The sequence below is a fragment of the Streptomyces sp. KR55 genome, assembly GCF_052245645.1.
GTDB classification, from domain to species: Bacteria; Actinomycetota; Actinomycetes; order Streptomycetales; family Streptomycetaceae; genus Streptomyces; species Streptomyces flavusporus.
Map to the genome: position 1 here is coordinate 1 of NZ_JBQQCE010000343.1, position 10,822 is coordinate 10,822.

At 69.5% G+C, this 10,822-nt stretch carries 8 protein-coding genes and 1 rRNA gene; 2 read left to right on the top strand and 7 right to left on the bottom strand.

The genetic code is table 11. The annotated features are described in order from the left end of the window. Nucleotides 1-125: ribosomal RNA gene (locus ACTWQJ_RS36505) — 16S ribosomal RNA — on the bottom strand; the annotation flags it as partial. Nucleotides 126-688: 563 nt separating this feature from the next. After that, entirely contained in the window at nt 689-1,696 is a 1,008-nt protein-coding gene (locus ACTWQJ_RS36510) for a stage II sporulation protein M (protein ID WP_443310750.1), read from the bottom strand. A 130-nt stretch (nt 1,697-1,826) separates the two neighbouring features. On the opposite strand from ACTWQJ_RS36510, the gene ACTWQJ_RS36515 reads away from it, so the two are divergent. Next, nucleotides 1,827-2,864 carry an RDD family protein gene (locus ACTWQJ_RS36515; RefSeq protein WP_443310751.1) on the top strand — a complete coding sequence of 346 codons (1,038 nt, stop codon included), beginning with the start codon at nt 1,827-1,829 and terminating at the stop codon, nt 2,862-2,864. 144 nt (nt 2,865-3,008) lie between these two features. Here the strand turns inward: ACTWQJ_RS36515 and ACTWQJ_RS36520 are convergent, their stop codons facing one another. Together ACTWQJ_RS36520 and ahcY are read right to left on the bottom strand one after the other, a co-directional pair. Beyond that, nucleotides 3,009-3,623, bottom strand: a complete 615-nt coding sequence (locus ACTWQJ_RS36520; RefSeq protein ID WP_443310752.1) for a hypothetical protein — start codon at nt 3,621-3,623, stop codon at nt 3,009-3,011. Nucleotides 3,624-3,768: 145 nt separating this feature from the next. Further along, on the bottom strand, nt 3,769-5,226 hold the full coding sequence (gene ahcY / locus ACTWQJ_RS36525) for an adenosylhomocysteinase (protein ID WP_224735798.1): 1,458 nt from the start codon (nt 5,224-5,226) through the stop codon (nt 3,769-3,771). A 433-nt stretch (nt 5,227-5,659) separates the two neighbouring features. Between ahcY and ACTWQJ_RS36530 the strand changes: the two genes are divergently transcribed. Beyond that, nucleotides 5,660-7,951 carry a fructose-specific PTS transporter subunit EIIC gene (locus ACTWQJ_RS36530; protein ID WP_443310753.1) on the top strand — a complete coding sequence of 764 codons (2,292 nt, stop codon included), beginning with the start codon at nt 5,660-5,662 and terminating at the stop codon, nt 7,949-7,951. Nucleotides 7,952-8,079: 128 nt separating this feature from the next. Here the strand turns inward: ACTWQJ_RS36530 and ACTWQJ_RS36535 are convergent, their stop codons facing one another. The 3 genes from ACTWQJ_RS36535 to ACTWQJ_RS36545 form a co-directional block, all read right to left on the bottom strand. After that, nucleotides 8,080-9,060, bottom strand: coding sequence for a cation diffusion facilitator family transporter (locus ACTWQJ_RS36535; protein ID WP_443310754.1), 981 nt, complete (start codon nt 9,058-9,060; stop codon nt 8,080-8,082). A 129-nt stretch (nt 9,061-9,189) separates the two neighbouring features. Next, nucleotides 9,190-10,341 carry a mannose-6-phosphate isomerase, class I gene (manA, locus tag ACTWQJ_RS36540; protein ID WP_443310755.1) on the bottom strand — a complete coding sequence of 384 codons (1,152 nt, stop codon included), beginning with the start codon at nt 10,339-10,341 and terminating at the stop codon, nt 9,190-9,192. Between the two features lie 78 nt (nt 10,342-10,419). Further along, nucleotides 10,420-10,822: SIS domain-containing protein (locus tag ACTWQJ_RS36545; protein WP_443310756.1), on the bottom strand; the 403-nt coding region annotated here is incomplete at its 5' end.

Consider the following 10,822-nt stretch of genomic DNA (forward strand, 5'->3'; position numbering starts at 1 on the left):
CAGATTGCCCACGTGTTACTCACCCGTTCGCCACTAATCCACCCCGAAGGGCTTCATCGTTCGACTTGCATGTGTTAAGCACGCCGCCAGCGTTCGTCCTGAGCCAGGATCAAACTCTCCGTGAATGCTTACCCCATATCTCGGGGCGAACACCACGAGAGCGGAACGGCCGGAGGAATGATCCGACCGTCCACAGCGTCCTCGCTGTGTTTTTCAAAGGAACCTCGACCATCGGCTGTCCGATGGACGGGGTATCAACATATCTGGCGTTGACTTTTGGCACGCTGTTGAGTTCTCAAGGAACGGACGCTTCCTTCGTACTCACCCGAGAGACTCTCTCGCGGCTTTCCTCCGGGCGCTTCCCTTCGATGTTTCCGACTCTATCAGATCTTTTTTCGATCCGATTTCCTCGGTGCTTTCCAGGTTTCCGCTTTCGCGTCTCCCTTTCCGGCGGCTCCGACTTTATCAGAGGTCTCCGGCCGGGCTGACCGGCCATCCATTTCCGATTCGTCGGTAGCGGCTTCATCGAAACTTGGTTTCGTGAAGCAAGTAGATTCTCAAGGTCACCGACCGGGCCCTACGGGGTCCAGTCCAGGCAACTGTTTGAATCTACCTCCTCACATGCTCCGTGTCAACGGCTCCTGTGAGGCGAAGAGGACACTAGCAGTTCACCTGCTGTGTCCGCACATCAGGCGGCGGTCGGCAGTGTCTGACTGCGTTCGGCAGCGTCGACGTCTCCCGTGTCCCCGGCCCGAGCCGCGCGACGTCCGAGCACGTAGACGTACGCGAGGAAGGCCACCTCGGCGACGACGCCGATGCTGATGCGGGCCCAGGTCGGCAGGCCCGATGGGGTGACGAAGCCTTCGATGGCGCCGGAGATGAAGAGGACCAGCGCGAGGCCTATCGCCATGCCCACGGCGGCTCTGCCCTCCTCGGCCAGGGCCTTGCGGCGGGTGCGTGGGCCTGGGTCGATCACGGTCCAGCCCAGGCGCAGTCCCGTGCCGGCCGCGACGAATACCGCCGTCAGCTCGAGCAGACCGTGCGGGAGGACAAGGCCGAGGAAGGTGTCGAGCCGGCCGGCCGAGGACATCAGGCCGAATCCGATGCCGAGGTTGAGCATGTTCTGGAAGAGGATCCAGAGCACGGGGAGGCCGAGGAAGACTCCGAGGACCAGGCACATTGCTGCGGCCTGTGCGTTGTTCGTCCATACGCGGGCCGCGAAGGAGGCTGCGGGGTGGCTGGAGTAGTAGGTCTCGTACTGACCACCGGGGCGGGTGAGCTCACGCAGTTCGCTCGGTGCCGCTATGGAGGCCTGGACTTCCGGGTGCGCGCCGATCCACCAGCCGAGGAGCGCCGCGACGAGTGTGGAAAGGAGTGCGGTGGGCACCCACCAGTGGCGCGACCGATAGACGGCGGCAGGGAAGCCGTATGCAAGGAAGCGTGTGACATCGCGCCAAGAGGCACGGCGGGTGCCTGTGACCGCGCTACGCGCGCGTGCCACGAGTTGGCTCAGCCGGCCGGTCAGCTGTGGGTCGGGTGCGCTGGACTGGATCAGGGAAAGATGGGTGGCGGTGCGCTGGTAGAGGGCGACGAGCTCGTCTGCCTCGGCGCCGGTGAGACGGCGCTGGCGCCGGAGCAGGTTCTCCAGGCGGTCCCATTCCGCGCGGTGCGCGGAGACGAAGACGTCGAGGTCCATCGTTCTGCCTGCTCCTCGGCTGTTCGTCGGCGGGCTCGTCGTAATGTCAGCTTGTCGCACTGCGGCGCGATGCGCCTTCAGCTTGGCAGACTGGCGGTTCTCGGGGCAGGCCAGGGGAAGGACGGCGGGCGTGAGTGAGCTGGTGACGGGCGAGGCGGTGGCGCTGGAGTTGCGCCCTGCGAAGCTGCCCAGCAGGGCGCTGGCCGTGTTGCTCGATCTGGTGGTGGCCGTGGCCGCGTACCTCATCGTGACGATGGTTCTGGTGATGTCCACGGCGTCGTTGGACCAGGCTGCGCAGATTGCGCTGTCCATCGCGACGTTTCTGCTGGTTCTGGTGGGCGGGCCGATCGCCGTGGAGACGCTCAGTCATGGGCGCTCGCTGGGGAAGGCGGCGTTCGGACTGCGGGTGGTGCGCGACGACGGTGGGCCGATCCGTTTCCGGCACGCGCTGGTGCGGGGGGCCATCGGTACGGTCGAGATTCTGATGACGTTCGGGGTTGTGGCCTGTATCGCCTCGCTCGTCTCGGAGCGGGGGCGCCGGCTCGGGGATGTGTTCGCGGGGACCTTGGTCGTACGGGAACGGGTGCCCGTCGCCCGAGCGGGTTACATGCCTCCGCCACCGCCGCGGCTGGCCGGGCGGTTCTCGGGGACTGACCTTTCCGCGGTCCCCGATGGGCTGTGGCTGGCCGTGCGCCAGTACCTGACGCGGATGCAGCAGCTTGACCCGCAGGTCGGCGGGGCCATGGCGGAGCGCTTGGCGGCCGACCTCGCGGGGCGGACCGGGACTCCGGTGCCGGAGGGTGTGCCTCCGGCTGCGTATCTGGCCGCGGTGGTGCAGGAGCGGCAGGCCCGGGAGGCTCGTCGGGCCTTCGGGAACGGGATGGCTTCGGGCGCGCCCGTCGCCGGTGGACCGCAGTCCGTGGCTGGTGCGGCACCGGGCTCGTACGGCTCGGTGAACGTGCGTCCCCCAGCCCCTTCCGCACCGCACTCCCCCGCCGTGCCGGACCCGCACAGTGCTGCCGTGCCGCCTGCGCACCCGCTCGCTGGTGCCGCAGGGCCCGAGAGCCGCCCCTCGGATCATTCGGAGGAGCCTCCGCCCGCGCTGTCGCCGGAAGGGCCGTCGGCCGATCCGCACCGGCCCGCCACGGGGTTCGTGCCGCCCGCGTAACGCCGTCGGCCCGCGCGGCAGTCGGCGTCAGACCCGTTGGTTAGGCACCCAACGGCCAACGGCGCGACAGAGATAGGGGGACAGAGGGGGCATGCCTGTCCTCTCGGCGATCTCGGGGGTTCCTGCTCGGGGGTCGGCTCGCGCTCAGGGGAAGACGGACGGCGGCGACTCGAGGTCCTCCAGCTCGATGCCGGGTGCCGCGAGCACGACGTCCCCGGCGATGTGGACGAGGTGCTGCTCTCCCGTGTCCAGGGCTGTGACCTGGTATTCGTCCACGGTCAGGGGGCCGTTGTCAGTGCCGTGTGTTTCTCTTTTCAGCAGAGTCCAGGACTGGTCCACGGTGCGTGGGGCGAGGACGGGATCAGTGAAGGCGACGAGGCGTACGCGGGTCGCGGAGTCGGAAGGGGTGAGGCGCAGCAGACGGGTGATGGCGATGAGGAACGCGGGGGACGTGCCGGTGAAGGCGTGGGCGCGGACATTGCCTTCCGTGGCATGGGTGCCGGTGGGGTCCGTACGGACCCAGGTGACGCCGTCGAGGGCGGCGCCACGCACCTGCCAGCTCGCCGCGTGGAGTTCCAGGCGGATGGGGCGGCCGAGTTCGTCGAGGGCTAGGTCGACGGAGCCTCGGTGATCGCCGGAGGGGGTGGTCAGCTGGGAGACGTAGCGCCAGCCGGAAGGGCCGGGGGCGCAGTGGAAGTGCTCTTCTGCGAAGGGGGTGTGATCGTGCGGATCGTGAAGCGAATAGCGGCCGCGGGGCATGGGGGTCCTGGGGTGTGACTGGCTGGTCCGGCGGGGCCAAAGGGGCAGGCCCCCGGCACGGGGGTGCGGGGGCCTGCCTTGGAGGACCTGCTGCTGAGCATCGCGTCAGTGCACGGACGCGCTGCTCAGCGGACCGGCTGCGGACTCAGTACCGGTAGTGGTCCGGCTTGTAGGGGCCCTCGACCTTGACGCCGATGTAGTCGGCCTGCTCGGGGCGGAGCGTGGTCAGCTTCACGCCGAGCGCGTCGAGGTGCAGGCGGGCGACCTTCTCGTCGAGGTGCTTGGGCAGCACGTAGACATCGGTCGGGTACTCGTCGGGCTTGGTGAACAGCTCGATCTGGGCCAGCGTCTGGTCCGCGAAGGAGTTGGACATCACGAACGACGGGTGACCGGTGGCGTTGCCCAGGTTCAGCAGGCGGCCCTCGGAGAGGACGATGATCTTCTTGCCATCGGGGAAGGTCCAGGTGTGGACCTGCGGCTTGATCTCGTCCTTGACGATGCCGGGGATCTTGGCGAGGCCGGCCATGTCGATCTCGTTGTCGAAGTGGCCGATGTTGCCGACGATGGCCTGGTGCTTCATCTTGGCCATGTCCGAGGCCATGATGATGTCCTTGTTGCCGGTCGTGGTGATGAAGATGTCGGCCTTGTCGACGACCTCGTCCAGGGTGGTGACCTGGTAGCCGTCCATCGCGGCCTGGAGGGCGCAGATCGGGTCGATCTCGGTGACGATGACGCGGGCGCCCTGTCCGCGCAGGGACTCCGCGCAGCCCTTGCCCACGTCGCCGTAGCCGCAGATCACCGCGGTCTTGCCGCCGATCAGGGTGTCGGTGGCGCGGTTGATGCCGTCGACCAGGGAGTGGCGGCAGCCGTACTTGTTGTCGAACTTCGACTTGGTGACGGCGTCGTTGACGTTGATCGCCGGGAACAGGAGGGTGCCCTCGCGCTGCATCTCGTACAGACGGTGGACACCGGTCGTGGTCTCCTCGGTGACACCGCGGATTTCGGACGCCAGCTGGGTCCACTTCTGCGGGGTCTCGCTCACGGTGCGGGTGAGCAGTTCGAGGATGACGCGGTGCTCGTCGGACTCGGCCGTGTCGGGCGAGGGGACCTTGCCGTCCTTCTCGTACTCGACGCCCTTGTGGACGAGGAGGGTGGCGTCACCGCCGTCGTCCAGGATCATGTTCGGGCCGCCGGTGGGGCTGTCCGGCCAGGTCAGTGCCTGCTCGGTGCACCACCAGTACTCCTGGAGGGTCTCGCCCTTCCAGGCGAAGACCGGGACACCCTGCGGGTTGTCGGGCGTGCCGTTCGGGCCGACGGCGATGGCGGCGGCCGCGTGGTCCTGGGTGGAGAAGATGTTGCAGGAAGCCCAGCGGACCTGCGCGCCCAGGGCGACCAGGGTCTCGATGAGGACGGCGGTCTGCACGGTCATGTGCAGGGAGCCGGTGATGCGGGCGCCTGCGAGCGGCTGCGCCTCGGCGTACTCCTTGCGGATCGCCATGAGGCCTGGCATCTCGTGTTCGGCGAGGGTGATCTCCTTGCGGCCGAACTCGGCCAGGGAGAGGTCGGCGACCTTGAAGTCCTGTCGGCTGTCGACAGTCGTCATTGCGGGCTGCTCCTCGGGTTGGGTCGAGGGTGGGTACGGCTGACCTGCGCGGCGGCGGACACAGGGTGCCCGAAAGCACACAGCATGGCCGCGTGCGCGCAGCGCAGTCCGTCGGAGGCCCTCTCTCCCTCGGCCGGTCCGCTGGGGGACCGCCCGACCGCCATCAGCAGCGACGTCTGACTCCGTCCCAAGCTACACCGGGCGCCCCGGCCTTCCCCAGTCCGCCCTCGAACATTTCAGGCCGTTCACGGCAAGTGATCGGTATCGGCGTCGGGTTGGCCGTGCACGTTCGCGTCCCGGAGCAGGCCGGTCGGTCCGCATCTTGGAGCAGGCCGGTGGGTGTTGCAGGATGCGGGGAGACCGGAACATCCGGTCGGCCCAGCGGGACGTCCGGGACGGCGTTCCGGTGTGACAAAGGCGTTAGGAGAACGACGTGACGAGTCCGGCCGGCCTTCCCCCCACGGGCGGCGGTGACGAGCACAGGCAGGTGAAGCTGCTTGCCGTGACCGCGTGCCCGACCGGCATCGCGCACACGTACATGGCGGCGGAGAAGCTCGCGCAGGCTGCCGAGAGCCGCGGTATCGAGATGAAGGTGGAGACCCAAGGTTCCATCGGGGCTGAGAACATCCTCGATGACAACGATGTCAGATCCGCTGACGGCGTCATCATCGCCGCGGACAAGGATGTGGACCTCAGCAGGTTCGCCGGGAAGCGGGTCCTCACCGTCGGGGTCGCGGAAGGGATTCGGCACCCCGAGCGGCTGATCGAGCAGGTGCTGTCAGCGCCGGTGCACACGGGGGGCGGTGCGCCCACGGTGGCGTCGGCGGAGGGCGGCAAGGAGCGGAGCGTCACTTACAAGGCGCTGATGAACGGGGTCAGTTACATGATCCCGTTCGTCGTGGTCGGCGGGCTGCTGATCGCGATCTCCCTCTCGCTGGGCGGGCACACGGACCCGTCCGGCGGCCTGGTCATCCCGGAGGACTCCTTCTGGATGGACGTGAACAACATCGGCGTCATCGGCTTCACGCTGATGGTGCCGATCCTCTCCGGCTACATCGCCTACGCGATCGGCGACCGGCCCGCGCTGGTTCCGGGCATGATCGGCGGGTGGATCGCCAACACCGGTGAGCTGTACGACTCCGAGGCGGGGGCGGGTTTCATCGGGGCGATCGTGACCGGGTTCCTCGCCGGGTATCTGGTGTTGTGGATCAAGAAGGTCCGGGTGCCGAGGTTTGTGCAGCCGATCATGCCGATCATCGTGATCCCGATCGTGGCGACCACGGCGCTCGGCATGTTCTTCATCTACGTCATCGGCCGGCCCATCTCCTGGGTCTTCGAGCATCTGACCAGCTGGCTCGGCGGGATGACCGGCACCAGCGCGATCCTGCTGGGGGCGCTGCTCGGCCTGATGATCGCGTTCGACATGGGCGGGCCGGTCAACAAGACGGCGTTCCTCTTCGGTGCGGGGCTCATCGCGACCGGCAACCAGACCGTCATGGGCATGTGCGCGGCCGCGATTCCGGTCATGCCGCTGGGGCAGGGGCTCGCCACGCTGATACGCAAGCGGCTCTACACCGAGCAGGAGCGGGAGACCGGGCTGGCCTCGCTGTTCATGGGGTGCTTCGGCATCTCCGAGGGTGCGATCCCATTCGCCGCCGCGCGGCCTGCGCAGGTCATCCCGGCCAACATGCTCGGTGGTGCGGTGGCCGGCGCGATAGCGGGGCAGGCCGGTGTGGAGGACGCCGTGCCGCACGGCGGGCCGATCGTTGCGGTGCTCGGTGCGGTGAGCGGGGTGCCGATGTTCTTCGTGGCCGTGGCGATCGGGACGGTGGTGACCGCGCTGACGACGGTCGCCCTGGTGGACATCGCCGAGCGGAAGCGGGGGCGAGGTGCGCCGGCCGGTGGCGGGTTCGCTGCGGGACCCGAGGCCGCGCTGGTCGGGGCGGGGGTGGGGGCGCCCGGCGCGCGTGCCGTCGTATCCACGCAGGACGGTTCCGGGGCTACGGCTGCCGCGGCGCCGACGTCGGCCGGGCCCGGGGCGACGGCTGCCTCGGCGGGGGCACAGGCTGTGCCCGGGGCCACGGTCGGCGCAGTGTCGGCGCAGCCCCTGCCCGGGGCCACTGATGGTGCCGGCACCACGGCCTCCGAGCCCGATGCGGGGGCCGGGAGCGTCCGGGCCGCCCGGGACGGTGCGGAGGAGACGGCCGAGACCGGCGAGGCCGTTGATGCCGCCGATTCCGCCTCGGACGGGACGGGGGATCGTGCGCCCGAGGTGCTCTCGGGGCACCTGACCACGGAGACCGTGAAGGTCCGGCTGGACGCACGGGACAAGGAGGACGCCATCCGCGAGATGGCCGGCCTGCTGGCGCGGGCCGGCAAGGTCGCGGACGTGGACGAGTTGGTGCGGACGGCGCTGCGGCGCGAGGAGGAGGGCACGACCGGGCTCGGTGAGGAGATCGCGATTCCGCATGCCAAGACGGATGCGGTGACCGCGCCGGTCGTCGGCTTCGCACGGTCCGCCGAGGGCGTCGAGTGGGGCTCGCTGGACGGTACGAAGGCGAGGCTCGTGTTCATGATCGCCGTGCCGGAGGCAGCGGCGGGTGACGAGCATCTGCGGATCCTCGCGCTGCTGTCCCGGAAGCTGATGGACGCCGGGTTCCGCGAGCGGCTGCTGGCCGCACCGGACGAGCGGGGGATCCTGGGCGTCCTGAGCGAGGTCGGGTAACCCGCCCTGCTGTGAGGCTGACCGTGGGGGCTCGACGCTCGGGCGCCGGCCCGGCCTCCGGTCCGACGGCAGCGGACGGGGCCCGCCGAATGTTCGGCGGGCCCCGTGGCCGTGGACAAGGAAATGGGTCAGTGGCCGGTCGCGTGCGGGGCCGGGCCGCCCGGGGACGCCTCGCGGTCGGGGCCCTTGGCCGCTTCGGCTTCGCTGTAGATGTCCGGCTCCAGGTAGATGACGCGGGCGATCGGGACGGCCTCGCGGATGCGGGCCTCGGCGGCGTCGATGGCGGTGGCGATCTCGCCGGCCGTGTCCTCGTGCCGGACGGCGATCTTGGCGGCGACCAGCAGTTCCTCGGGGCCGAGGTGGAGCGTGCGCATGTGGATGACGCGGGTGACCGTGTCACCGTCGACGATCGCGGCCTCGATCTTCTGGACCTCCTCGACGCCCGCGGCCTCGCCGAGCAGCAACGACTTGGTCTCGGCGGCCAGGACGAGCGCGATCAGGATGAGCAGGACGCCGATGCAGAGAGTGCCGATGCCGTCCCAGACGCTGTCACCGGTGATGAGTGCCAGGCCGACGCCACCCAGGGCGAGGATCAGACCGACGAGCGCGCCGAGGTCCTCCAGGAGAACGACCGGCAGCTCGGGGGCCTTGGCGTGGCGGACGAACTCCTTCCAGGACTTCCGGCCGCGCAGGACGTTGGACTCCTTGATGGCCGTCCGGAAGGAGAAGGTCTCGGCGATGATCGCGAAGACGAGGACGCCCACCGGCCAGTACCAGTGCTCGATGTCGTGCGGGTGCTTGATCTTCTCGTAGCCCTCGTAGATGGCGAACATGCCACCGACGGAGAACAGGACGATCGAGACGAGGAAGGCATAGATGTAGCGCTCGCGGCCGTAGCCGAAGGGGTGCTGCGGGGTCGCCTCGCGCTGGGCCTTCTTGCCGCCGAGGAGCAGCAGGCCCTGGTTGCCGGAGTCGGCGACCGAGTGCACCGCCTCGGCGAGCATCGACGACGAGCCGCTGAAGAGGAACGCCACGAACTTCGCTACCGCGATCGAGAGGTTGGCGAGCAGTGCCGCCACGATCGCCTTGGTGCCGCCTGACGCGCTCATGTTGTTCGCGTTGTCCCTTCGTACGCCGTCCAGGGCTGCGCCGCTGGTGGTCTTTGCCCGTCCTTTGCCGGTGGGCCATTGTTGCAGCCCGGTCCGACAACGGCGCGCCTGGTCGCCGATGCCGGTCGGTCAGGCCACCACTGTCGCCCGGAAGACCGTGCCAGTGCCGGACACTTCGGCCTTTTCTCCCGCCGGTACGAAGACGGAGCGGCCGGGCGTCAGCTCGTGCTCGCCGGCCCGCACGGTGCCGGCCGTGCAGAGCAGGATCTGCGGAGTGGCGCGGGTGAGGTCGTGGGCGGCACCGCCGGCCGGGAGGACGTACCGGGAGAGGCGGAACTCGTCGATGGGGGTCTCGTAGACCTCCTCGCCGTCGGGGGACGCCTCCGGGCGCAGCACGCCGGGGTCGCTCGGCTCGAAGCGGACGATGCGCAGGAGTTCGGGGACGTCGACGTGCTTGGGGGTGAGACCGCAGCGCAGGACGTTGTCGGAGTTGGCCATGATCTCGACGCCGAGGCCGTCGAGGTAGGCGTGCGGGATGCCTGCGCCGAGGTAGAGGGCTTCGCCCGGCTGGAGGCGGACGTGGTTGAGCAGCATCGCGGCAATGACGCCCGGGTCGCCGGGGTAGTGGTGGGCGAGGTCGGCGTACGGGGCGTAGGCGCCGCCGAGGCGGGAGCATGCGGCGGTGGCCTCGGCGACCGTGCGGGCCATCTCCTCGCGGTCGGCGGTGAGGACGGCGGTGAGGACCTCGCGCAGTGCCGCGTCCTCGGGGTGGGCGTGCAGCAGGTCGACGTACGGCTTGAGGGAGTCGACGCCGAGGCCGTCGAGCAGTTCGGCGGCCTCGTTCGGGTCGCGGAAGCCGCACAGGCCGTCGAACTCGGTGAGCGCGCAGATGAGTTCCGGCTTGTGGTTGGCGTCCTTGTAGTTGCGGTGCGGGGCGTCCACGGGGATGCCTCGGCGCTCCTCGTCCGCGTAACCCTCCCTCGCCTGGTCCAGGTTGGGGTGCACCTGGAGGGAGAGGGGGGAGCCCGCGGCGAGGATCTTGAGGAGGAAGGGCAGCGTGGGGCCGAACTTGGCCACGGCCGCGGCGCCGAGTTCGCGCTCCGGGTCGGCCGCGATGACGTCGACGAGCGTGCCGCGGTCGGTGCGCGAGGGTGCGCCCGGGTGCGCGCCCATCCACATCTCGGCCTGCGGCTCGCCGGTCGGCTCGACGCCGAGCAGCTGCGGGATCGCGGTGGTGGAACCCCAGGCGTAGGGGCGGATGGTGTTGTCGAGGCGGTCCATCGGTTCTCTCTGCCCGTTCTCTCTGCGTACGACGCGGGTTCTCGTCCGCGTACGAAGGTCAGCTCGTCCTGGGCCAGATCAGGCCCTCGATGCGAGCGCCAGGTAAACGGCGGCGAAATCCGTGATGGCGATCAGTTCCGCGAGGGTCTCCAGTTCGCCGCCGGGGTCCGGTTCGAGTTCGCTGATCGGCGTGTCGTGGCTGAGGGCCAGGTCACGGGCGGCGGGGGCGGCGGTGAGGCTGCCGATCGGGCGGTCGCGGAGCAGCACCACGCGCGCGTGCAGGGCGGGTGGCTCCTCGACGCGGTCGCGGAAGAAGTCCTCGGGTTCGGCGCCGGCGGCGAGCGGGCCGGCGAGCAGGGCGCTGTGCGCGGCGAGCGCCTCGGGCAGTTCCGACACCACGGCCGGGGTGCCGGAGAGTTCGGCCAGCGCGGCGGCGAAACGGCGGCCCGCCGGGCCGGCCGAGGTGCCCTCGGTCCAGATC

Bases quoted from the DNA above. Each gene is read 5' to 3' on its own strand.
- ACTWQJ_RS36510 (WP_443310750.1), bottom strand. From the start codon at position 1,696: ATGGACCTCGACGTCTTCGTCTCCGCGCACCGCGCGGAATGGGACCGC.
- ACTWQJ_RS36520 (WP_443310752.1), bottom strand. From the start codon at position 3,623: ATGCCCCGCGGCCGCTATTCGCTTCACGATCCGCACGATCACACCCCC.
- ahcY (WP_224735798.1), bottom strand. From the start codon at position 5,226: ATGACGACTGTCGACAGCCGACAGGACTTCAAGGTCGCCGACCTCTCC.
- ACTWQJ_RS36535 (WP_443310754.1), bottom strand. From the start codon at position 9,060: ATGAGCGCGTCAGGCGGCACCAAGGCGATCGTGGCGGCACTGCTCGCC.
- manA (WP_443310755.1), bottom strand. From the start codon at position 10,341: ATGGACCGCCTCGACAACACCATCCGCCCCTACGCCTGGGGTTCCACC.